Genomic DNA, 23,228 nt, shown 5'->3' on the forward strand with positions numbered 1-23,228 from the left:
AAAAAAGTACAGCATATTCTGCTGTACTTTTTTTACGAGACGGTATGCTCGATATACGGCGGCTCTGACAGCGTATCTTTTTCCCGTTCCGTTCTGACCCACTGAAAAAAGATGACAGCCAAATATGTTCCGTAGACCGCCTCTTGAATGATTTTCATCAGTACTGCACCAAGCTGCTGATCTTCCAGAGGAGGGAGCGTGTTAAACATCTCCGGTCCGGATAAAGGGATCTCCTCCAACAAGTCTAAAGGAACGCAAAGCTTCATTGCTTCGGCCCAAGCCGCCGGATCTGTATACGTGGCATACATGGGCGCCCCGCTGAACATAATGAGCGCGCAGGCCGGTGTTAACAGAATCCCGTCTGCCATAATATACCCCAGCTTCATTAAACCGCTGAGACGGGGCAGACCGTCCACCTTATGCACAAGCGGCCACCACATAAAAAACGCCGTTACAAAGATGAGTCCGTTCATCAGCGTATGATACAGCGAATCCGTTTTGACGAAATCAAATATAAACGGGATGTGATACAGTGAAAAAATACCGTTAAACAGCACTAATGCGATAAGCGGCATTGAAAAGAACGAAAACAGCGGCTTTACGACAGGACGGAAGATCAGTTTTTTCCATGCCCAGCCGGGAATTCCGGAAATCAACAGCGGCGGTACGACTAAAAACAGAACCGCCATCTGCGTCATATGGGCGCTGAACATCACATGGCCCAATAAATCAACCGGACTTCCCGCAGCCGTGTAAAAAAATAGCGCGGAAAGCACAAACAGCACCTTCTCCTTAGCGGCCACACGTCCTTTATGCCGGCTGCACCAGTAAAAGTAAACACCTGTTATCACGGCAGTTATGCAAAACAGATACGGGCTCCACATTGCGCGAAACCCGAACATTTCCAAATTAATCAAATCTCTCACTCCCCGCCGCCCCGATTACCACCAAATAATCGTGACAAATGCAAGCACGGTGATAAACGCGACAAATATTCCCGAATACAGAAATAATGACGGCGCTTCATGCCCCTTTTGGCTCATATGCATAAAGTAAAACAGCTGAAAGATGACCTGGATGACCGCAAGCAGGATCAGAAACGGCATCGTAAACCATCCGGCAATGCCGTCAGCAGCCACCGTCAAAAACGCGACAAGCGTAAGGCCGATCATCAAACCGAAGGATATGACCTGATATTTCATCTCCTCGGCATTTTTCTTTTTCCGATATTCGAGATCCGTACTGACAGTCCCTCTGTTTTTGTTATCGTCCATCGTTATCCCACCATCCCCATCAAATATACAACGGTAAAGATAAAGACCCACACGACATCGATAAAATGCCAATATAAGCTGGCCACATAATATTTCGGCGCATTATAAAGGCTGAGCCCTCTTTTCGCATTCCGGATCATCAGCGCGCTGATCCACAACAGCCCGAACGCCACGTGTGCTCCGTGTGTGCCGACGAGCGTGTAAAACGCTGAGCCGAGCGCAGAGCTTGTAATGGTAAAGCCGAATTCGTGAGTGTAATGCATAAATTCATAGATTTCTACCCCTAAAAATCCCGCTCCCAATAATACGGTAACCAGAAGCCACACCTGCATTTTTTTAAAGGAGAAATTTTTCATATGATACATCGCATACACACTCGTTAAGCTGCTCGTTAAAAGAAGCATCGTCGCGATAAACACGATCGGCAGCTCAAACATCTCAGACGTTGACGGCCCTCCGGCTTTAGATTCCCGTAAAGCAAGAAATGTCGCAAATAGCGAGGCGAACAGGACCGTTTCGCCGCCGAGAAACAGCCAAAATCCCAAAAACTTATTTTTCCCCTCCAACGTTGCTTTTTCAGGAGAAGCCGGAAAGGTTTCAGCCGTCATTTTTTCCTGCAGCTGCATTACGCCTTCACCCCTTTATCATCATTCGGCAGATCTTCTTTGTGAATATGATAGCCGTAATCATCGACCACAGAGCGAAGCAGCATGGTAAAGAATGTGATGCCGAGCCCTATGAAGATAACCGGAAGCCCCCATGAATAATCGGAGTGGTATAAAAACCCAAACGCTGCGACAAACAGCCCGAAAGATATGATAAACGGCATGATGGAGCCGTTCGGCATATGAATGTCCTCTACAGGCTCTGCAGGCGCCATCCCTTCATTTCCGGCCTGCTTTTCAATCCACAGCGGGTCAAGTCCCCGGACAAACGGAAGCTGTTTAAAATTATATTCCGGCGGCGGCGAAGAGACCGCCCATTCAAGCGTACGACCGTCCAGCCACGGGTCGTTCCCGACGTATTTCCCCTTTATTGAGGTATAAATAATATTGACGACGAGTAAAACTGCCGCGCCCGCCATGAAAAACGCGCCGATTGAACTGATCAGGTTGCCGGTATCAAGCCCCTGGCCGGGCAGATATGTGTAAACGCGCCGCGGCATTCCCATCAAGCCGAGGAAATGCTGAATGAAGAAGGTAAGATGAAACCCGATAAAAAATAAGACGAACGAAATTTTTCCCATCGTTTCATGAAGCACCTTCCCGAACATTTTCGGCCACCAGAAATGCACGCCCGCCAGGATGCCGAACACAACGCCGCCGATAATGACGTAGTGGAAATGCGCTACGACAAAATACGTATCATGGAACTGATAATCTGCCGCTGCGGCCGCCAGCATGACACCCGTGACTCCTCCGAGTACGAAAGAAGGAATAAAGGCGACGGCATACAGCATAGGCGTCGTGAATTTGACATTTCCTCCCCAGATGGTCAAAAGCCAGTTGAAAATTTTAATGCCCGTAGGCACCGCGATCGCCATCGTCGCAACCGCAAATATCGCATTAGCGATCGGTCCGAGTCCCGTCGTAAACATATGGTGAACCCAAACCATGAACCCGAGAAAGCCGATCAGCACGATCGCAAAGACCATAGACGAATAACCGAACAGACGTTTCCTCGCAAATACGGGAATGATTTCTGAAAAAATCCCAAAGGCGGGAAGAATTAAAATGTACACTTCCGGATGCCCGAAAATCCAAAACAGATGCTCCCAGATTATCGTATTGCCGCCCAATTCAGGATTAAAGAAATTCGTTCCGAACAAACGATCCAGCATCATCAGCGCCAAACCGACGGTGAGCGGAGGAAATGCGAATAAAATGAGTGCCGACGCCACAAATGTCGTCCACGTAAACAGCGGCAATCTCATATACGTCAAACCCGGCGCCCTCATATTAATAATCGTGGCGAGAAAATTGATCCCCGCAATCAGCGTACCTAAGCCTGATATTTGCAGGCCGAGCACGAAAAAGTCTATGCCGTGCCCTTTCGAATTCAGCGCAAGTGACGCGTACGACGTCCATCCTGCATCAGGAGCGCCCCCTAAAAACCAGCTCAGATTCAAAAAGATGCCTCCGAAGAAAAACAGCCAAAATCCGAGCGCATTCAAAAATGGGAATGATACGTCACGCGCCCCGATCTGCAGCGGCACAACCGCGTTCATCAGCCCGAATAACAGCGGCATCGCCGCCAGGAAGATCATTGTCGTGCCGTGCATCGTCATATTTTCATTAAACTGCTGCGCACCCATAAAATCGTTCCCCGGCCTCAAGAGCTGAATCCTGATAAGCATGGCCTCAAGTCCGCCGACGACGAAGAAAAATCCCCCGGCGATCATATATAAAATCGCGATTTTCTTATGGTCAACCGTCGTCAAATAATCCCAAAGCAAAGAGCTTTTTCTTTGCTGTCCTGTAAGCGTATTCATCATTTGCGACCTCCCCCCTGATATCTCCCTGTCCTCACTTGTTCTCCGCTTTCAGCCCTTTTAAATATTCATACAGCGCATCCGTTTCAGCGTCCGAGAGCTTCGGATAAGTGCCTGTCATTTTATTGCCCGGTTTAATGCTGTCCGGATTTTTCAGCCAGGCTTTTATATTCTCTTTATTCGCATCCTTAATGCCGGCCACTTTGACCCGTTCACCGAAGGTAGCGAGGTTCGGAGCCGTTCTTGCCGCTTCAGCCCGTTTATCATTGGGCTCAACCGCATGACAGCTCAGGCAGTTTTTTTCCTTAAAGAGCTCTTCTCCTTGCGCGGCTAAACCGGAATCTGTTGTATGCTTATAATTTTTCATCGCTTTCGTCCATTGTTTAAATTCTTTTGACGGCAGCGGTTTCACTTTGAAATCCATCAGCGCATGTGAAGGTCCGCACAGCTCTGCGCATTTCCCGAAGAAATATTCTCCCGCTTCTTTGCTGCGTTTAGAATCGAAGGTCAGAAAGAAAGTATTGTCATTATCCGTATTCGTATCGATTTTCCCCCCGGCTGACGGAATCCAGAAAGAGTGTTTCACATCTGAGGACTTCAGCTTGAAATAGACGCGTTCATCTGTGGGAACGATCAGCTCCTGACTTGTCACAAACCCGTAATCAGGATACTCGAATTCCCACCAGTATAAATTCGCCCTTACATTAATCACGAGCGCATCCTCTGCTTTACGGTTTTTCTTATCCATCGGCGACGTATCCGCCAGCGCCAATGTGTCGATGACAACCGGAATGACAAGAATAATCAGAAGCAGGATCGGAATAACGGTCCAGGTGATTTCTAAAAAACGGTTCCCCTCCACCTGTTTCGGTATCGTGTCTTCCCCTACACGCGACCGTCTGAATCTCACAATGACGTAAAAGAAAATAACTGCTACGACCGCAACGACGACAACCATGATAAGTGTGCTGAGCACCGTCAGATCATATTGTTTATCAGCCACTTCGCCGGCAGGCTTGAGTGTGGACAGAAACGGTTTTCCACAGCCGCTCAATAAAAGCGGCACTAAGGCTAATAATGATAAAAGACGCCAACGCTTTAACATTTCACCCAACCCCTTTTTTTGAATCAGTACGAGATGCACAAGCAGTAAATCTGCTTCCAGCCGAAATACTTCATTTCCTCATTTCTTAAAATATGAGATTTTTTACTTAAAATTCCATCTATGTATAAAAGCAAAGCCGCCTGATTAAACAAAAGGTCAAGGCGGCGTTTACTAGTTGTCATTGTTTGTTTTGGCGATCAAACAAGCTCATTATTCAATTAAAACAGCGTGAAGACCACCATCGCTACAAAATAAATGGTCATGTAATTAAGCGAATAGACAAACATAAGAGTTGCCCACTTCATGATGTTTTTCATGCGGAATCCCATCAGTCCGAGAACAAGCCATCCGACATTCAGCAAAGTGCCGAGAATGACGATCGGAAGACCGAGACTGCCGAGGAAAAACGGAAGAGGCAGCAGGCATGCGACCCAGACGATAATCTGTCTTTTCGTCACTTCAAAGCCGTGCACTACCGGAAGCATCGGGATATTCGCTGCTCTGTAATCTTCCGTCTTTTTAATCGCAAGCGCTAAAAAGTGCGGAATCTGCCAGATGAATAAAATCATGAATAAAACCCACGCGACAACACCGATGTGCCCTTCAACCGCTGTCCAGCCGATTAACGGCGGCACGGCGCCTGATACACTTCCGACAACCGTATTAATCGTATAACGGCGTTTCGTCCACATTGTATAAAGAACAACGTACGTAAACACGCCGATAAAACCGATGACTGCTGCCATCACAGTGGTCATCAAGAGCATGATAAGTCCTAAAGCAATGAGTAAAATTCCTGACCACAGCGCTTGATTCGGCTGAATCTTTCCGGTTACCGTCGGTCTTACTTTCGTGCGTTCCATTAAATGATCAATATCACGATCGTAATAGTTGTTAACCGCACAAGAACCGGCGATGATCAAAGAAGATCCTATTAATGTAAGAAGCACGGTGTTTAAATTGCCTAAAAAACTCAGACCGGATATATGTAACGCAAGCCACATGCCGGTAAAAGTCGTAATTAAATTCGAATTGACGATTCCTATTTTGATAAGCGAAAGGAAATCCTTCCATGCCGTCGTCTCTTCAATCTGTCCGTCTATAGCTGTATCGTTTAAAATTCTGGAATTAGCCATAACGTAAACCTCCCTTACAAACCTAAAGCAGGTTTTTTAAGACCTGCAACTCTATCATACAAGATAATGACCTGTAAAAAAACATCCTCTTAAATATTAAACGAGAAACAGGAATTTATTTGTGAACTTTTTATGAATTTTACCAAATCCGCCGGTTTCTTAATAAAGCGGTTACTTTATTTCTATCAGACCCATCTGGAATAATCAACCCCATTATCTAAGAAGTCCTGATTCTATTATATTTTTGTGAACAAACAGAATTGAGAATTGCCACAAAACACATATTCGCTTACACTTGGTACGTATATCATTTTGTCCAGTTTGTTAAGAAGGTGAATGTAAAATGAATAAAGCTTTGAAAGCGCTCGGCGTACTGACGACATTCGTCATGCTCGTCGTGCTGATCGGCGGCGCTCTTGTCACAAAGACAGGATCGGGTCTCGGTTGCGGAAGGCAGTGGCCGCTTTGCCACGGCCGGTTTTTCCCGGAGCTTAACGCCGCTTCTATCATTGAATGGAGCCACAGACTCGCAAGCGGTGTCTCAATCGTTCTCGTGCTGAGCCTCGCTTTTTGGGCATGGAGAAAAGTCACGCCTGTTTTCCGTGAAACAACCTTTCTCGCCATTATGTCCATTATCTTTTTATTTTTACAGGCGATTCTCGGCGCATTAGCGGTTGTTTTCGGATCAAATGCGCTCGTTATGGCGCTTCATTTCGGCATATCGCTGATTTCTTTCGCTTCTGTTCTAATTTTGACGCTGCTCATATTTGAAGCTGATAAATCAGACAAAAAGCTCGTCAAGCCGCTCAGAATCGGCAGGAAAATGCAGTTTCATATGATCGGCCTTTCGATTTACACGTATATCGTCGTTTATACGGGGGCTTATGTGCGCCATACGAAATCAAGCCTTGCCTGCCCTGACGTTCCGCTTTGCAGCAGGCTGAACCACGGGCTTCCGTCCCATTTTCAGGAATATGTGCAGATGGGCCACAGAACGGCAGCACTGCTTCTGTTCGTATGGATTCTTGTCGCTTTTGCGCATGCGGTGCGCTCCTACAAAGATCAAAAACAGATTCTTGAGGGCTGGATAGCGGCTCTTGTCTTTGTTTTATTACAGGCGCTGTCCGGAATCATGGTTGTTTATTCAGAAATGGCCACCGGTTTTGCACTTGCCCATTCGCTCTTTATTGCCGGCCTGTTCGGCGTCTTATGCTATTTCTTATTATTAATCGCCCGCTTCCGCTATGAATCAAAACAGCGGAACATCTGAGGCACATGAAAAGGCCGAAGCATTAGAGCTTCGGCCTTTCTACATATAAAAAACCTGATCGCACACGGGGGCGGATCAGGTTTTTTATATTCATTTTTTACGCTTTTTCAATTTCGATCAGTAAATCACCTGTCTGAATCGGTTCACCGTTTTTCACATGAATCTGCTGTATCGTCCCGGAGAACGGCGCCTGTACCGTCGTCTCCATTTTCATCGCTTCATTAATCATCAGATGATCGCCTTTATTTACCTTTGCCCCGGTTTCCGTTAACAATTTAATGACGGTTCCCGGCATGGATGCCGCAATGTGGCTTGGGTTTGTCCGATCTGCTTTTAATTTTTCCTGTACGGACGATTTTATGCTTTCATCTTTAATGACCACCTCGCGCGGCTGGCCGTTCAATTCGAAATAAACGACACGTGTCGCATCTGGCTGCGGTTCACCGATAGATACAAGCTTCACGATCAGCGTTTTTCCGCGCTCGATTTCCACTTCGATTTCTTCACCGAGTGTCATGCCGTAGAAGAAAGTCGGTGTGTCCAATACGGAAATATCACCGAAGCGTTCAGCTGTTTTAACATATTCTGTAAACACCTTCGGATAAAGAGCATACGCGATTGCGTCCTGATCACTCAATTCCATCTGATGTGTTTCTTTCCATTCTTCTTTAATGCCTTCAAAAGATACCGGTTCAAGCAGCTCACCCGGTCTTACCGTGATCGGCGTCTGTCCTTTCAGAACGAGCTTTTGCAGTTTTTCCGGAAATCCGCCGTGCGGCTGGCCGATCTGCCCTTTAAAGAGCTCAACGACTGAATCCGGAAAATCAAGCGTTTCGCCTTTATCATAAACATCTTGTTCTGTTAAATTGTTTTGCACCATGTAAAGCGCCATATCTCCGACGACTTTGGAAGAAGGTGTTACTTTCACGACGTCGCCGAACATGCGGTTGACGACGCTGTACATGTCTTTCACCTCATTCCAGCGATCACCGAGGCCGACTCCTTTTGCCTGCTGCTGCAGATTGCTGTACTGGCCGCCCGGCATTTCATGATTATAAATCTCAGTATGCGGAGACTTCATCCCGCTTTCAAATTCACTGTAATACTGACGGACTGATTCCCAATATTGTGACAGTCTTTCCACCTGGCGGACATCCATTTCAGGACGGCGGCTGTTTCCTTCAAGGGCATGATAAAATCCGCTTGCGCTCGGCTGTGAAGTCAGACCCGCCATTGAGCTGACGGCGACATCCACGATGTCCACACCCGCTTCAACAGCTTTGGCATAGAGAAAGACGCCATTGCCGCTCGTATCATGCGTGTGAAGATGAACGGGAATATCAATCGTTTCCTTCAGCGCTGAGATAAGTTCGTATGCGGCTTGAGGTTTCAAAAGACCGGCCATGTCTTTAATGCCGAGAATGTGCGCACCAGACGCCTCAAGCTCTTTCGCCATAGAAAGATAATACTTCAAATCATATTTCGTCCGGGTCTTATCAAGAATATCTCCCGTGTAACAAATCGCAGCCTCCGCCACTTTTCCGGTTTCACGGACGGCATCGATGGCCAGCGTCATCCCTTTTACCCAGTTCAGGCTGTCAAAGATCCGGAATACGTCAATACCTGACTCCGCTGACTGCCGGACAAATTTTTGGATGACATTGTCCGGATAGTTTGTATAACCGACGGCATTTGATGAACGAAGGAGCATCTGGAACAATGTGTTCGGCACTTCTTTGCGAAGATCTTCAAGGCGTTTCCAAGGGTCTTCTTTTAAGAAACGGTACGCTACGTCAAATGTCGCGCCTCCCCACATTTCAAGGCTGAACAGTTCAGGCCACAGGGCAGCCGTAGGATTCGCGATTTTTTTCAAATCATTGGATCTGATCCGGGTTGCAAGCAGGGACTGATGGGCATCCCTGAACGTTGTATCAGTCAGAAGCACGGATTTTTGCTCTTTCACCCAGTCTGCAAGCCCCTCAGCGCCTCTTTCATCAAGGATCTGTTTCGTACCGCTTGCCGGCTTTTCTTCGATACCTAACGTAACGGTCTGAGGCTTATCAAATGCAGGTTTTTCTTTTTTCCCGATTCCCGGAAAACCGTTCACCGTGACATTGCCGATATAGGAAAGCATTTTTGTTCCGCGGTCCTTCTGTTTTGGGAAAACAAACAGCTCAGGCGTTGTGTCGATAAACGATGTGTCGTATTGGCCCGTCAGGAATTTTTCATGCTTTGCCACGTTTTCAAGAAACGGAATATTGGTCTTAATGCCTCTGATCCTGAATTCCTGCAGGTTGCGGACCATTTTCGCTGATGCCTGTTCAAACGTCAGCGCCCATGTCGACAGCTTGACGAGCAGTGAATCATAATAAGGCGTGATGACGGCGCCCTGGAAGCTGTTTCCCGTATCAAGGCGGACGCCGAAGCCGCCGCCTGAGCGGTAAGCCATAATTTTACCCGTGTCAGGCATAAAGTCATTCAGCGGATCTTCGGTGGTCACACGTGATTGTATCGCATACCCGTTTGTAAAAATGTCTTTCTGCTCTGGGATATTGACGGCACGGCTGTGCAGTCCGTGGCCCTGCGCGACGAGGATTTGCGTCTGAACGATATCAACCCCCGTTATCATTTCCGTAATCGTATGCTCCACTTGTACGCGCGGGTTCACTTCAATAAAGTAAAATTCACCGCCCGCTACGAGAAATTCCACGGTCCCCGCGTTGATATAGCCGACATTTTTCGCAAGCGCCACAGCCGCTTCACAGATTTCGTCCCTTAATTCAGGCTGCAAAGATACACTCGGCGCCACCTCAATGACCTTTTGATGGCGTCTCTGAACGGAACAGTCCCGCTCATACAGATGGACGACATTGCCTTCTTTATCTCCGATCACCTGAACTTCAATATGCTTAGGATTTTCGATCAGTTTTTCAACATACACTTCATCGTTTCCGAATGCGGCTTTCGCTTCTGATTTGGCCCGCTCAAACGATTCTTTCAATTCGCTTTCGCTTCTGACGATTCTCATTCCGCGGCCTCCGCCTCCGAGCGATGCTTTAATAATAAACGGAAATCCGTGTACTTTTGCGAATTGTTCGACATCTTTTAATGTTTCAGCCGGTCCGTCACTCCCCGGAATAACGGGGATGCCGGCTTTTTCTGCCTGCTCCCTCGCCTTTACCTTATCTCCGAACATATCCAAATGCGCTGACGTCGGTCCGATAAATACGATGCCCTCTTCTTCACAGCGTCTCGCAAATTGGATATTTTCAGAGAGAAATCCGTAGCCCGGATGAATGGCATCGACGCCGTTTCTTTTTGCGATCTCAATAATCCCTTCAATATCAAGATACGCGTCAATCGGTTTTTTGCCTTCTCCCACAAGATAAGCTTCATCCGCTTTATAGCGATGATAGGAGCCCGAATCTTCTTTTGAATAAACGGCTACCGTTCTGATGTTCAATTCTGTGCACGCCCGGAAAATCCGGATCGCAATTTCTCCCCTGTTTGCTACTAACACTTTTTGGATGGATTGTTGTGACAAACTTTTCTCCCCCTTGGCCTAATAAATATGTAGTTTATAATAAAGGAATATCCGTGCTGTGTATACACTTGTTTTTTAGAGATACACAGATTTTTCCGTCTGCCGTCTTTTTACCCCCTTAGACGGAACGGGCTCCCTCTTTTTCTTCTTTTCTGAGTACTTGACATGCATGCTGACATTCACCAATATACCGGCGCTCGTTAATAACAAAAACATTGATGAGCCTCCGTAGCTGATAAACGGCAGCGGAACACCTGTGATCGGAATTAAACCGCTGACACCGCCGAGATTGATAAAGGTCTGAATCGCAATCATGCTGGATATCCCGATTGCCAAAAGGCTTCCGAACGGATCTTCACATTTTCTCGCAATATAAAAACCTTTTAACACGACAAAAGCCAGCAGTACAATGACAAACAGGACGCCGAAAATGCCGAGCTCCTCTGATATAACCGCCATAATAAAGTCTGTATGCGATTCAGGCAGATAACCGTATTTTTGAATGCTTTCTCCAAGACCGAGACCGAAAAAACCGCCTGAGCCGATCGCATAATACGAATTTATAATCTGCAGGCCTGATGTGCTGGCGTATTTAAAGGGATTTTCAAGGCTTTCAAACCGGCTCATACGCCCGGGTGTCAAAATATCGTCCCATTTCAGATAGATGATCGGGCTGACAAGGAGCAATACGATTCCCGCCATGAGAACCAGCCTGAGCAGGGTCCTTCCGCTGAATCCCGAACACATAATGACGCAAAACGCGATCAGACCGATAATCATCGCCGTTCCGAAGTCGGGCTGAATAGCGATAAGCGCACAAATGACTACGGTGACGATCACCGGCGGCGCAACCCCCGTCAAAAGCTGATCGATATAGCTTTGTTTCTTTGCGTATACCGCGGCAAGGTACAGTATCAGGGTCAGCTTGACAAATTCCCCCGGCTGAATGGCCATTCCGCCGATTTTAAACCAGCTTTGCGCGTTTCCGGCAACATGTCCGAAAACAAACAGCGCGCAAAGCGCAGCCACTGACGCAAGCAGTACGAATTTCTGAATCTTTTGATGAGCGAACACTTTGTACGGAAAAACGGCCGCGATAATAAACAGCACAAACCCCGCGATGACGGCGAACAGCTGCCGTTTAAAGAAATAGTCGCTGCTCACGCCGTAACGCATAACGGCGGTAATCATGCTTGAGCTGTATACCATGACCAATCCGAAACTGCACAGCAGAATGATAGCGCATATCAATGAATAATCGTAAGATTTTAACATTCTTTTAAACATAACATCCTCTTTCCTGCTTAAAGCTTACGTTTAATACCTATTGCGTATTATATTTTACTATAATTCATAAACAATTTACGCAGTTTCTTTATAGTTTTTCGGATGAAATGCAGATTAAGAGACCGTCTTACGAAAAGAAGATGCAAAAAAACGGTTTACGGTTATAAAAAAACCCAAACCGTTGAATAGTTTGAGTTTGATCATTTATTTTCCTGTAAACGCGTCATGCAAAGCAGACAGTTCTCTTTCAAGTCTGTCCAGCAGCTCTTTGCCGTCGTTTTCGTCAACTAATCCCAGGCGGACAGCAAAATCGATTTCCCTCGACAGTCCGAACATCTGAGTATCCAAGACCTCTTCATACAGAGGACATTGAGGCATCGTTAAGTTATCCATTTGTACTCGGATCAGCTTCAAAATCTTCTCAGCATCTAACTTCAACAGCTCGAATGCTTTCTGCTGATGGTCAACTATAATCTCTGAAGCCAAAAGTATCCCTCCGTTCCCCAGGCGAGTACCTAATTCTTCTATTTATCATAAAGGGTATCAGATGAAATTGCAAGAGGATTTAAGCAGATGTTATGATAAAAAATGTTTCAAAAAATACTCAGCCTGTATTTCTCAGACATGATTTCCAAAAGCTTCACACCCGCGATGCTGTTGCCTTTTTCATCAAGCGCCGGGCCGAATATACCGATTCCGAAGTTGTACGGCGAAATGCCCATGATTCCTCCCGAAACGCCGCTTTTAGCGGGAATGCCGACCTTTATTGCGAATTCCCCGCTCGCATTGTACATGCCGCATGTCACCATAAACGTCTTGCAGATTCTCGCCACATCTTTTTTAATGACCTGCTCCCCGGTTTCCGGATGCTTCCCGTCAAGGGCGAATACACAGCCGATTTTGGCTAAATCCAGACTGCTCATCTTAATCGCGCACTGTTTTGTATACAAATCCATGACCTCTTCAACATCGCCTTTAAAAATGTCATACTGCTTCATGTAATAACACATGGCCCGATTAATCATGGAAGATTTGAATTCCGATTCCGCGACATGTCTGCAATATGTAATGTCCTGATTGTTCGCAAGTCTTCTGATGAATCCGAGCAGGTAATCCAGGCGGTCTTTCGGCGAATGACCTTTAATTAAACCCGTAACGATGAGAGCTCCCGCATTAATCATCGGATTTAAAGGCTTGCCCGGATTCACTGTTTCAAGCTTAATCATGGAATTAAACGGGTCGCCGGTCGGCTCCTGACCCACGCAGCTGAACACCTTTTCCTTTCCGTAATCCATCAGTACGAGCGCCAGAGAAAGCACTTTCGAAATGCTCTGCAGCGTAAATGTCCGGTCGGCGTCTCCTGCCGTCAGACATGTATTTTCCGCATGATAAATCGTGACCGAAAGGCTGTCTTGTTCGGATTCAGCAAGAGCCGGAATATAGTCTGCCACTTTGCCTTCTTCGGTCCTTTTTTTCGCTTCCTGAACTAATGCGTCCAGCTCTTGGTAATGCCGGCATACCATGTCGATCATCCTCACTTCGCTGCCGTTGTATACATCTAAGTTTGCGACGCAAAGTGACAATTCATGCGAAAACTTTTATACTTTAAGTAAAGGGGGGCTTCAACATGAGCGTTATTCAAGTAAAAGGCAATGTTACATACCCGATTACAATTGATCCGAGTGTCTGGATTTTCGATGACCGCAAGTTTCCGTTTGAAAACAATCAGCCCGTTCATCCGGACGGCTCTGCAGGAACCCAGGAGCATACACTTGATCCGGAACGGGTGATCAGAGAAGGGCGCATTTCGCCGCCGACTTTAAAAAGCGAAAAACGTTATGAAAAAGAAAGACTGATGAACGGCAGCTTCGCCATGAAGCTCGGCGCTGTTTTAGCAAATGCCGAGCCGAAAGAAAGCGCTGTCCTGTGCGCATTTATTTCAAAATCAGAAAGAACCGAAGTGCCGCTCGAAAAGGCGATGGACGCAATCGCGCATTTCAGCGATGCGGGGAAACCGCTTCAAGACGGCGGCCCGGTCCATTTTTACGTGGACGGAGACTTTGAAAAACCGATAACGGGCGTCACAGAAATCGAAGTTTTATAACAAATCGGCGGCAAGCTGTGCAAGGCCGGATCTCTCACCTTTCACAAGCTTCACGCTGCCGGAGACGGTTTGTCCTTTAAACCGCTCTACAACATAAGCAAGTCCGTTGTTTAAACTGTCTAAGTATGGGTGATCTATTTGCTCCGGATCGCCCATCAGGACAATTTTGCTTCCCTCTCCCACCCTTGTCAAAAGCGTTTTGACCTCGTGTCTCGTCAGATTCTGGGCCTCATCAATAATAATAAACTGATCCGGAATGCTTCTTCCCCGAATGTATGTCAGCGCCTCCACCTGAATCGATCCGATTCCTGCCAAAATCGCTTCAAGTTCACCCGGCTTTTTCGCATTGAATAAAAATTCAAGATTATCAAAGATCGGCTGCATCCACGGCTTGAGCTTTTCCTCTTTTTCGCCCGGCAAATATCCGATATCCTTTCCCACCGGGACGATGGGACGCGCGACGATCAGCTTTTTATAAATACCAAGATCCTCAGTCTGCAGAAGCCCTGCCGCGAGAGCAAGCAAGGTTTTTCCCGTTCCCGCTTTTCCGATCAGGGTGACAAGCGAGATATCTTCCCTCAGCAGGAGTTCAAGCGCCATTGTCTGCTGGACGTTCTTCGGCCTGATACCCCATACGTGCTCATCATCGAAAACAAGTCTTTTTACGGTCTCTCCTTTCTTATCCGCCATGCCGACCGCAGACGAAGATCCTCCTAATTCATCTTTCATCAGCACAAATTGATTCGGATAAACCTGATGCTGCTGAAGCTCCTTGACTGGAATTTGTTTGTTTTTATAAAACGAGGCAAACCGCTCTTTATTCATAAATATATCTTTGTACCCGCTATATATTTCATCATGGTCAACGACTCTGTCGTTTAAAAAATCCTCCGCCAAAAGCCCGATGGCATCCGCCTTTACCCTGACAAGCACATCTTTGCTGACCAGGATGACGAGGCGGCCGTTTTCTTTCGTTTCCTCCTCAAGGCTTAAATTTTTTGCCACCGCCAAAATGCGGTTATCATTCGTTTTTTCGATAAAAATTTCTTGGAGCTGATGAAATGACCGGTGGTTCAGTTCAATTCTGAGCGTTCCTCCGCTTTCAAGCGGAACTTTCTCATGCAGCCTACCTTTCTCCCTGAGCCCGTCTATCAGCTTAGATACGTGCCTCGCATTTCTCCCGACCTCGTCCATATACCGCTTTTTTGAATCGACCTCTTCCAGCACGACGGCGGGGATGACAACTTCGTTTTCTTCAAAGGAAAAAATGGCGTTAGGATCCTGCAAAAGTACATTCGTATCTAACACATAAATTTTACTCAAGTCTCAGCCTCCTGAAATAAGGATCAAAGCCCATCGTGTGCTTCTCTTTCCGCGAAAAACGGGGATGCCTGCTAAAATATATGATTTGGTGAATAAAGATAGAAGGTTAATTCAACAATAAAATAAATGAAAGCATTCAAGGAGGGAATCTGACGTGCGAATTCTTTTCATTATCATACAAGCCTTGTTTATCCTGACCGGCTGCACTGCTGTACAGGACGGCCGAGGCCGCAATATCCAGAACGAATCAACCGATCAGCGTGATGCAAAACCGATTCATGTGAAAAATACGGCTCCTGAGACAGCTGAAAATCCCGGCCGGACAGACATCGCTAAGCATCTCGTCGAAGTAACCGAAAAAATCCCCGGCATTTCAGATGCCACCGCGGTTGTACTCGGAAGATACTCCGTTGTCGGAATCGATGTGGATGACAATTTAGAAAGAAGCAAAGTGGAGAGCATTAAATACACCGTTGCCCAGGCGTTAAAAAACGATCCTTACGGCGCCAATGCCGTTGTCGTGGCTGATCCTGATACGGTTTCCCGTCTGAGAGGCATGGGCAGCGACATTAAAGCCGGCCGCCCCGTTTCAGGCATTTTGGACGAACTTGCCGCCATCGTCGGTCGTGTCATGCCGGAAGTCCCGAATGATGTGACCGACAATGAAAAAGAATCACCGACTCAATCGAATGATGATCAGCTGAACCAAAGAGACCAGAACAAGCTGCAGAACGAACAGAACGATCAATCGGATCATCATATGAAAAACCGCCAGTAAAAAGCAGCGCCCGCTCCAAAGGAAGGGCGCTGCTTTCTTTCCCTTTGGCAGGAGGGGCATCCATGATATAATGCTTGTCATAGTGAAAGAGGTGAAAAATCAATGAGAGTAAAATGTTCCATTTGCGACAAAATCGAACAAATTGATGATGAAACACTGACAGCCAAACGCCTCCGCAATCGTCCGATTCATACATATATGTGCCGGGAATGCCATGACCGAATCAAAGTCAAAACGGAGGCGCGGCTGAATACCGGACACTTTTCCTTTCATCCCGGACAAAAAGCGAAAAAAGATAAACTGAAAAAATAAACCGAATAAAAAATGACCCGCCGGAAGGCAAGGTCATTTTTTTATTGCGGTTTAGCTGACTGGCTTTTTTTGGACTGGTGCAGACGGATTTTGTAAACGATCAAAATCAAGGCGGCGACAACAAGCCCTTCTCCGACCGGCAGAAACACACCGAAAAAAGTCAGCACGGTGCAGCCGAGCACGAGAAAGAGATAAACTGCCGCAGCCTTCAACACCGGCAGCCGTTTGGCAAAGCCGAGTTTAAATACAATCACCGAAAGCACGACGATCGTTCCGTATAACAGCCACATTCCCGCCAGCGGATGCTCATCCACTTGGTAAAGAGCCGCAAAGAACGACAGCCGTTCACTTACTTCATTCAAAAAGATCCCCCTCCCCTTTTCCGTTCGGGTTCTACCTTTTCAAATTCTGCAAGTGATTAAGACATTCCTGCTGTTTTTTTCTTTTTCGCCGCTTTTTCACGTTCGTTTTTATTCAGGATTTTCTTTCTTAAACGGATGGATTCCGGCGTTACTTCGCAGTATTCATCTTCGTTTAAGTACTCGAGTGATTCTTCAAGCGACATAATGCGCGCTTTCTTAATCGTAGTCGTTTGATCCTTCGTAGCGGAACGGACGTTTGTCTGCTGTTTCATTTTGCTGACATTGACGACAAGGTCATTGTCACGGTTATGTTCGCCGACAATCATGCCTTCATATACTTCTGTTCCAGGCTCAACGAAGATGACGCCGCGGTCTTCAATACCTTGAATTCCGTAAGATGTCGCTTTTCCGTTTTCCATGGAAACGAGCACACCCTGACGGCGGCCTCCGACTTGGCCTTTTTGCATCGGCTGATAGCTGTCAAACGTGTGGTTCAGGATACCGAAACCGCGTGTCAGTGACAGAAACTCAGTAGAATAGCCGATGAGTCCGCGTGAAGGTACGGTAAAGATCAGGCGGACCTGGCCGTTTCCGTTATTAATCATATCAAGCATTTCGCCTTTTCTCGCACCCATTGATTCCATAACAGAACCGGTATGCTCTTCAGGCACGTCAATCTGCACGCGCTCAACAGGCTCGCAGCTTACGCCGTCGATTTCCTTAATGATAACTTCAGGCTTAGACACTTGAAGCTCATAGCCTTCACGGCGCATGTTTTCAATTAAAATGGACAGGTGAAGCTCACCGCGTCCTGAAACAACCCATGCGTCAGGTGATGCAGTCGGTTCGACACGAAGACTGACATCTGTTTGAAGCTGCGCGTTCAGACGCTCTTCAATTTTACGGGATGTGACATATTTGCCTTCACGGCCTGCAAACGGGCTGTTGTTTACGACAAATGTCATTTGGAGCGTTGGCTCATCAATGCGCAGAACCGGCAGCGGCTCATGGTGGTCAGCCGGACAAACCGTTTCACCGACGTTGATGTCTTCCATGCCCGAAACGGCAACAAGGTCTCCCGCTCTCGCTTCTTCAATTTCCACGCGTTTCAATCCTTGGAAACCGAAGATTTTCGTTACGCGGAATGATTTAACCGTTCCGTCAAGTTTCATCAATGAAACCTGCTGACCCACTTTCATCGTGCCGCGGAAAACGCGTCCGATACCGATACGGCCGACATAATCATTGTAATCAAGCAGCGCCACTTGGAATTGAAGAGGCTCTTCGGCGTTATCAACCGGGGCAGGGACATGTTCAAGAATCGTTTCATACAGTGATTCCATATTTTCGTCCTGCTTTTTCGGATCCAGACTTGCCGTTCCGTTAATCGCAGAAGCATAGACGACAGGGAACTCAAGCTGTTCTTCGTTTGCGTCAAGCTCGATGAACAAATCAAGCACTTCATCAATGACTTCTTCCGGACGGGCGAAATCACGGTCGATTTTGTTTACGACGACAACCGGATTTAAGTTCTGCTCAAGGGCTTTTTTCAGTACAAAACGGGTTTGCGGCATGCAGCCTTCATATGCGTCAACGACTAACAGAACGCCGTCAACCATTTTCATAATCCGTTCTACCTCTCCGCCGAAGTCGGCGTGTCCCGGAGTGTCCAAAATATTAATGCGTGTATCTTTATAGTTAATCGCAGTATTTTTCGCAAGAATTGTAATACCGCGTTCACGTTCAAGATCGTTTGAATCCATTGCGCGCTCGGCAATATTTTCGTTGGCACGGAATGTTCCGGCTTGGTGAAGCAATTGGTCTACCAAAGTCGTTTTCCCATGGTCAACGTGGGCAATAATCGCGATGTTGCGAAGATCGTTTCGAAGTTTCACATTTTCATCTCCTAAAAAAATTAGATAACTTTCATATTATACCACACATCCTCTTTAAAAGCGTTACGTTTTTCTGTAAACTGAAAGTATGACGTTAAAGGGGATGGAAATATGAAAAAATTGAATTGGCTCTTATTATTATTTGCATTCGCAGCAGTCTTCAGCATGATGCTGATCGGCGTATCAATCGCTGAGAAAAGCGCATGGGGCATCATCGGAAGCATTGTTCTCGTTATCGCCATGATGGGAAGCGGTTTCACCGTAAAGAAAAAAATGCGCGAACAGGGACTGCTTGATTAAAAGCATGACCCTTTGCAAAATTCCGTAAACATGAAAAGCACAATATCTAATAAAGCCTGAATCAAAGATTCAGGCTTTTTTACATCCTCAAAACAGGCTTTAGATGTAAGGCTTATCTCCCCCGCCGCCTAGTCAGGAAGCCGGAAATGACGGCCCCCACTCTAGTTACATCAGCAGATTCCCTCAGAAAATGAAGTCTGAAATAGTCCGGCATCGTTATGCAGAAAATACCATACCTCCTATATCAATTCCATCATTGTCTTTTTATACTTGTGGCTGTAAGCAAATACACATGACAAGGAGAGAACGAAATGAAAACATCTTTTTTGAAGAAAACCGCTGTAACTGCCGCCGCAACCGCCTCAGCCGCCTTGCTTGCATTCAGTCCGCTTGATTCTGCCGGCGCAAAAACGATCCAGGCAAATGAACCGCATATCCTGCAGGCTTCCGCAGAGAAAACACCGGAAGACGCGGCAAAACTCATTGACATCATCAGCCAATCGATTTACGAAAAAGACGGCGTCTATTATTTTGACGGTGAAAAAGCGGTTGAATTGGGATTAGATAAAGAAACCGCACAGACCATTCAAAAGCTGTGGGACAGTTCAACCGAATTTTTAACCGTTCTTTCTCAATGTATTGAGAAAACGGACGGCGAATATACATTTAATAAAGAAAAAGCGGTGGAGCTCGGCTTTACGGAAAAAGAGGCCCTTATCGTTGATCAGCTGTTCACCGCTTTTTCCCAAAGTCTTCATATCCTTCAATCTGCGCTGATTGAAGAAGACGGTGTGTATACGTTTGATCAGGACCTTGCTGAAAAAGCAGGAGCAGGAAAAAAAGAAGCAAAGCTGTGTGCCGGATTCTTTAATTCACTGCCGCAGGAATTGCTTGAAGGCATTTATACAGCCTTTCATCCGGCTGAGTAAACGGATAAAACGCCCGGTCATTCAGCCGGGCGTTTTTTTAAATCAGCATTTTAAGGATCAGCATGATAAAGAAAACAGCGCCGAACAAACCGGCTGCTTTTATCAGCAGCTTCCCGTAATACCGTTCCTTAAACCGCCTTTCTTCTTCTGCATAACAGGGGGGCGCCTTCATCTCAGGGCTGCCGAGGTCAAGCGGCTCCTTCATCATATGATATAAACTCCCGCACTTACCGCATGATTCAAGATGGCGGGAAATAAACCGCTCCGTTTCTGTTTCACAATCGCCTTCAATATATAAAGGCAGTAAATCTCTCACTAAACAGCAAGTCATATCTGTCCGTCCTTCCTTTTTTCCGCCAAATGCTGTTTCAGCTGCATTCTCGCCCTGTACAGGGTGCTCTTCACCTTCGAAAGACTCCAGTCCAAAACATCAGCAATCTCTTCGTAAGACAGCTCTTGAAATTCCCTTAAAATTAAAACGGTCTGCTGATCGCTTTTCAGACGCTGAATCTGCCCGGTCAGCGCATTCTGAGTGTCTGTCCGGGCGACGTAATGCTCCGGCAGTTCATATGTTGTTTGCTGAAGCCCTTCATTCAGGGTGATATCTGAAAATTGATATTTTCTATCACGTCTGTACCAATTGATGAAGGTATGATGGGCAATTGCATAGAGCCACGTTCTGATAGACGAATGTCCCTTAAACGACTCAAGCCCGTTAAATGCTTTCATAAATGTATCCTGAGCGAGGTCCTTAGCGGTCTCAGCATGTTGTGTGCGTCTGTAAAGGTAATACATAATATCTTGATAATGTTCACGGTACAGCTGTTCAATTGACATCTTGTTTTTCATTTAAAAGTAAAACCACACTGTCATCCAGATTGAGAGCACAATGAAGAATCCGTACAATCCATACGTCAGGCATTTCATGTACTTAATCTGGCGGATATCGCCGGACGGCGCATTCAAACCATGTTCATTCTGCCCTTTTCTGTTTTCCGCCTCAGCTCCGAATAAAGGCTCATGTTCTTTCATCCACTGGAGCGTGCCGCCTTCGAGTTCCCCCTCCTTATATAGGTCGTATAAATCGAAGAAGACAGCCTTTTTTTCTTTATTGTTCATAAAGGTTCACCGCCTCGTAAGTATCCGCGTTCACTACATATACGTCATGACGGTTTGAACCGAACGGCTGAATAATGACAAGCCATGCGTTATATGTTACGCCGTCTTTCACCGCTATGACAGGCTTCACCCGCTTTTTGTAAATGATGCCGTTATAAGCTGCCGCCACTTTTTTGAATGCTGTTTGTCCGTCTCTGTATGTATGCGGGAATGTTTTGGCACTTCCCTGTCCGTAGAATGAGGCCTCTTTCATGCCTTCTTCATTCTGGAGCGTATAAACGAATGTGCCTTCAGAGTTTTCAAAAACGAGATTGCCTTCCGATTTGTCAATCTGTCTAAGCTTTGAAGTATCCGCACCCAGCAATGAAAAAAGCTTTTTCTGAAGTTCTGTTTTTGTTAAAACGGTGCTGTCAGGTGAGACTCTGATTTTCATAAGACGTCCGGATACTGCATCAAATATCAGCTCCGTTCCGTTATTCGCAGTTACGGTCAAACTGCTGCCGATCAGGCTGTTTATATCTGTATTTGTGATTTCAAATGTCTGATCAGGCATTTGAAGCGTACGAAAGGCGGCTTTTGATGCTTTCACTATGTCTTTTTCCGTCATATGCACCTGCGGCAGGGACTCAAGCTGATAAATAGACGGATCTTCTGAAAAACCCATAATGGTGTCTTTTTCCCAGTAAAATACTGTGCCCGAATCTTCGTGTTTCGTCCCTTGTGTTTTCGGCGCAATCTCCACGACAAACTGTCCGTTTTCTTTTCTCACTGTTGTCTGAATGCCTTGTGTTTTTATTTTTCGGCCGTGTGCCGATAAGAAATCCAGCGACTTTTTCCGGTATTCCTCTTCTGTAAAAGTGCGGCCTTCCGGTTTTTTAAGATATTGATAATTTGTAATCAATCGGGAAACCTCGTCCACTTCCGCTTCATAATCTTCCGTTTTAAAACGGTAAAAGTAATGGAGGTCCTGATTGGTTTCTGTTAAATAAATCGGATTCTCAGCCGGAAAAAATGAAGTAAGGATCCGTTCCGCTTGGTCTGAAGTGATATGTTCACCCACATTATCAACAGAATCTTCAGCTATCGGCTTTGAAACCGCAAAAGCTGCATCGCCCGCATTGTATACCGGATTCAAAAAGACAATAAAACCAGCGGCCGTTGCCGCCGCAAGAAAGCTTTTCGTCCGCTGTCTGATCCTGTCTGACCGATGAAATAAATGATGGGTCATCAGAAAACCGGCCATCGTTAAATACACCGTAAATGGGAGAAGTCTGCCGTAATCTTTTGTTACACCGGCCGAGGGCGCAGCGAGCACCCATACCAACAGTCCGATGACCCCGGCATAAAACACGCCGATAAAAACGGGTCTCGGTTTCCAATACATTTTAAAGAATAAAACATTCATAGAAATCAGCAGAAGTAAAACAACCGTAATAAAACATAGCATCGAAACTATATCCTCCCCCGCCATCGCATCGGGACTGATATTCCAGAAAGCGAAAAAGCTGAAGATCAGCTGAATGACGGGCAGTGTCACCACAGTGAGATCAAACGTATAAAACATGCCCTTTCCCCTCTGCTCCTGCGGCATGAGGATATAGTGAAACGCGGTGAGCAGCACATACCCATACATTAAGAGATGAACGATCGGCAGAAGCTCGCTTTCTTCCGATATCAAATAGTGCGCGCTAAAGTGAGTACTCTGCACCTGATGAACCAATTCAACTGTTATGCCCGCTAATAATACGGCCCTGAGCAGAGTTCCTGAATAAAACCAGACTCTCTCACGGCTGATTTTCGGATGAAAAGTCAGCGCGTATAAAACAGCAAGGCAGACGGCTGACCACTGAATGATCAACACGCTCTGTCTGCTTAAAATGAAATATCTGTCGAAATGCTGAATAAAATGACTGAAAATCTCTGACATCTGAAACAATCCTTTTCGTTTATTAAGGCCTCACCCGTTTAGACAAACGGCTATAAAAAAAGTTTTACAAAT

Annotated in this window: 23 protein-coding genes; 6 read left to right on the top strand and 17 right to left on the bottom strand. The window is 46.3% G+C overall.

Annotated features, from left to right (window positions below; all coding sequences use genetic code 11):
* Positions 1-32 precede the first annotated feature (32 nt).
* The 6 genes from ctaG to cyoE form a co-directional block, all read right to left on the bottom strand.
* On the bottom strand, positions 33-917 hold the full coding sequence (gene ctaG / locus OVA33_RS17265; protein WP_025649488.1) for a cytochrome c oxidase assembly factor CtaG: 885 nt from the start codon (positions 915-917) through the stop codon (positions 33-35).
* Positions 918-941: 24 nt separating this feature from the next.
* Positions 942-1,274: a cytochrome c oxidase subunit IVB gene (gene ctaF / locus OVA33_RS17270; RefSeq protein ID WP_007409686.1), complete on the bottom strand. Its 333-nt coding sequence runs from the start codon at positions 1,272-1,274 to the stop codon at positions 942-944.
* A gap of 2 nt (positions 1,275-1,276) precedes the next feature.
* The gene (gene ctaE / locus OVA33_RS17275; RefSeq protein ID WP_017417721.1) at positions 1,277-1,900 is read right to left on the bottom strand and encodes a cytochrome c oxidase subunit III; all 624 of its coding nucleotides are present in this window, start codon (positions 1,898-1,900) and stop codon (positions 1,277-1,279) included.
* Positions 1,900-3,768, bottom strand: coding sequence for a cytochrome c oxidase subunit I (ctaD, locus tag OVA33_RS17280; protein ID WP_128974069.1), 1,869 nt, complete (start codon positions 3,766-3,768; stop codon positions 1,900-1,902). Before ctaD ends, ctaE begins: the two co-directional genes overlap by 1 nt.
* A 31-nt stretch (positions 3,769-3,799) precedes the next feature.
* Entirely contained in the window at positions 3,800-4,870 is a 1,071-nt protein-coding gene (coxB, locus tag OVA33_RS17285) for a cytochrome c oxidase subunit II (protein ID WP_014417699.1), read from the bottom strand.
* 218 nt (positions 4,871-5,088) lie between these two features.
* Positions 5,089-6,006: a heme o synthase gene (gene cyoE, locus OVA33_RS17290; RefSeq protein ID WP_003154486.1), complete on the bottom strand. Its 918-nt coding sequence runs from the start codon at positions 6,004-6,006 to the stop codon at positions 5,089-5,091.
* A 343-nt stretch (positions 6,007-6,349) separates the two neighbouring features.
* Here cyoE and ctaA point away from each other — a divergent pair, with 343 nt between their 5' ends.
* Positions 6,350-7,276: a heme A synthase CtaA gene (gene ctaA / locus OVA33_RS17295; protein WP_065180253.1), complete on the top strand. Its 927-nt coding sequence runs from the start codon at positions 6,350-6,352 to the stop codon at positions 7,274-7,276.
* Between the two features lie 97 nt (positions 7,277-7,373).
* Here ctaA and pyc read toward each other — a convergent pair whose 3' ends face one another.
* From pyc to glsA, 4 genes are all read right to left on the bottom strand, one after another.
* Complete coding sequence (gene pyc / locus OVA33_RS17300) at positions 7,374-10,820, bottom strand: pyruvate carboxylase (RefSeq protein ID WP_017417719.1); 3,447 nt, start codon at positions 10,818-10,820, stop codon at positions 7,374-7,376.
* A 75-nt stretch (positions 10,821-10,895) separates the two neighbouring features.
* Entirely contained in the window at positions 10,896-12,107 is a 1,212-nt protein-coding gene (locus tag OVA33_RS17305) for an FtsW/RodA/SpoVE family cell cycle protein (protein ID WP_025649489.1), read from the bottom strand.
* A gap of 204 nt (positions 12,108-12,311) precedes the next feature.
* Positions 12,312-12,593: an Fpa/YlaN family protein gene (locus tag OVA33_RS17310; protein WP_003154494.1), complete on the bottom strand. Its 282-nt coding sequence runs from the start codon at positions 12,591-12,593 to the stop codon at positions 12,312-12,314.
* 107 nt (positions 12,594-12,700) lie between these two features.
* Complete coding sequence (gene glsA / locus OVA33_RS17315; RefSeq protein WP_003154495.1) at positions 12,701-13,630, bottom strand: glutaminase A; 930 nt, start codon at positions 13,628-13,630, stop codon at positions 12,701-12,703.
* A 104-nt stretch (positions 13,631-13,734) separates the two neighbouring features.
* On the opposite strand from glsA, the gene OVA33_RS17320 reads away from it, so the two are divergent.
* A complete protein-coding gene (locus OVA33_RS17320; RefSeq protein ID WP_065180252.1) occupies positions 13,735-14,211 on the top strand; it encodes a hypothetical protein in 477 nt (158 codons plus the stop codon).
* Here the strand turns inward: OVA33_RS17320 and OVA33_RS17325 are convergent.
* Positions 14,206-15,534 (bottom strand): PhoH family protein, encoded by a 1,329-nt coding sequence (locus tag OVA33_RS17325; RefSeq protein WP_065180251.1) that lies wholly within the window; start codon positions 15,532-15,534, stop codon positions 14,206-14,208. The two genes, OVA33_RS17320 and OVA33_RS17325, sit on opposite strands and share 6 nt — an antisense overlap.
* 154 nt (positions 15,535-15,688) lie before the next feature.
* On the opposite strand from OVA33_RS17325, the gene OVA33_RS17330 reads away from it, so the two are divergent.
* Together OVA33_RS17330 and OVA33_RS17335 are read left to right on the top strand one after the other, a co-directional pair.
* Entirely contained in the window at positions 15,689-16,312 is a 624-nt protein-coding gene (locus OVA33_RS17330; RefSeq protein ID WP_003154498.1) for a YhcN/YlaJ family sporulation lipoprotein, read from the top strand.
* Between the two features lie 102 nt (positions 16,313-16,414).
* A complete protein-coding gene (locus OVA33_RS17335) occupies positions 16,415-16,624 on the top strand; it encodes a YlaI family protein (RefSeq protein WP_007409677.1) in 210 nt (69 codons plus the stop codon).
* A gap of 41 nt (positions 16,625-16,665) precedes the next feature.
* Here the strand turns inward: OVA33_RS17335 and OVA33_RS17340 are convergent, their stop codons facing one another.
* Positions 16,666-16,986 (bottom strand): YlaH-like family protein, encoded by a 321-nt coding sequence (locus OVA33_RS17340; protein WP_025649491.1) that lies wholly within the window; start codon positions 16,984-16,986, stop codon positions 16,666-16,668.
* A 56-nt stretch (positions 16,987-17,042) separates the two neighbouring features.
* A complete protein-coding gene (gene typA, locus OVA33_RS17345; protein WP_021493729.1) occupies positions 17,043-18,881 on the bottom strand; it encodes a translational GTPase TypA in 1,839 nt (612 codons plus the stop codon).
* A 111-nt stretch (positions 18,882-18,992) separates the two neighbouring features.
* Here typA and OVA33_RS17350 point away from each other — a divergent pair, with 111 nt between their 5' ends.
* Positions 18,993-19,181: a YlaF family protein gene (locus OVA33_RS17350; RefSeq protein ID WP_003154504.1), complete on the top strand. Its 189-nt coding sequence runs from the start codon at positions 18,993-18,995 to the stop codon at positions 19,179-19,181.
* A 311-nt stretch (positions 19,182-19,492) separates the two neighbouring features.
* The gene (locus tag OVA33_RS17355; protein WP_025649492.1) at positions 19,493-20,110 is read left to right on the top strand and encodes a hypothetical protein; all 618 of its coding nucleotides are present in this window, start codon (positions 19,493-19,495) and stop codon (positions 20,108-20,110) included.
* A gap of 37 nt (positions 20,111-20,147) precedes the next feature.
* Here OVA33_RS17355 and OVA33_RS17360 read toward each other — a convergent pair whose 3' ends face one another.
* Genes OVA33_RS17360 through OVA33_RS17375 form a run of 4 tightly spaced genes read right to left on the bottom strand, consistent with a single transcriptional unit; the run spans position 20,148 to position 23,156 of the window.
* Positions 20,148-20,441 carry an anti-sigma factor family protein gene (locus OVA33_RS17360; RefSeq protein WP_017417715.1) on the bottom strand — a complete coding sequence of 98 codons (294 nt, stop codon included), beginning with the start codon at positions 20,439-20,441 and terminating at the stop codon, positions 20,148-20,150.
* Positions 20,438-20,959 carry a sigma-70 family RNA polymerase sigma factor gene (locus tag OVA33_RS17365; RefSeq protein ID WP_017417714.1) on the bottom strand — a complete coding sequence of 174 codons (522 nt, stop codon included), beginning with the start codon at positions 20,957-20,959 and terminating at the stop codon, positions 20,438-20,440. Before OVA33_RS17365 ends, OVA33_RS17360 begins: the two co-directional genes overlap by 4 nt.
* On the bottom strand, positions 20,960-21,229 hold the full coding sequence (locus OVA33_RS17370; RefSeq protein WP_017417713.1) for a hypothetical protein: 270 nt from the start codon (positions 21,227-21,229) through the stop codon (positions 20,960-20,962). It lies immediately after the preceding gene.
* Complete coding sequence (locus tag OVA33_RS17375) at positions 21,219-23,156, bottom strand: hypothetical protein (protein WP_017417712.1); 1,938 nt, start codon at positions 23,154-23,156, stop codon at positions 21,219-21,221. The genes OVA33_RS17370 and OVA33_RS17375 overlap by 11 nt, the downstream gene beginning before the upstream one ends.
* Positions 23,157-23,228 lie beyond the last annotated feature (72 nt).

This window comes from Bacillus sp. KICET-1 (assembly GCF_027721405.1).
Classification (GTDB): domain Bacteria; phylum Bacillota; class Bacilli; order Bacillales; family Bacillaceae; genus Bacillus; species Bacillus velezensis.